The sequence below is a fragment of the Apilactobacillus kunkeei genome, from assembly GCF_005930975.1.
In the GTDB taxonomy this organism is placed as follows: Bacteria; Bacillota; Bacilli; order Lactobacillales; family Lactobacillaceae; genus Apilactobacillus; species Apilactobacillus kunkeei_E.
Genome location: NZ_VBSE01000017.1, coordinates 1 through 279 on the forward strand (window position 1 = coordinate 1; position 279 = coordinate 279).

General features: G+C 45.9%; 1 protein-coding gene. It reads right to left on the reverse strand.

Annotated elements, in window-relative coordinates; genetic code table 11:
- Nucleotides 1–11: 11 nt before the first annotated feature.
- A partial coding sequence (locus FD688_RS07325) for a hypothetical protein (protein WP_225426070.1) occupies nt 12–279 on the reverse strand: 268 nt, incomplete at its 5' end.

The window sequence follows — 279 nt, forward strand, 5'->3', positions numbered from 1 at the left end:
GCATCAGCCCTTCAACTAGCAGAGGACTCAGCACTAGAACTTTGTTCTTCAGAGCTCGAAGCAGAGGATTGAGCTCTAGAACTTTGTTGTTCAGAGCTTGAACTAGCAGAGGATTGAGCACTAGAACTTTGTTTTTCAGAGCTGGAAGCAGAGGATTGAGCTCTAGAACTTTGTTTTTCAGAGCTTGAACTAGCAGAGGATTGAGCACTAGATCTTTGTTGTTCAGTTCTAGGATGGGAGGATGGAGAAGTACTTTTTTGGTCTGCGGTGGGGGGTGGG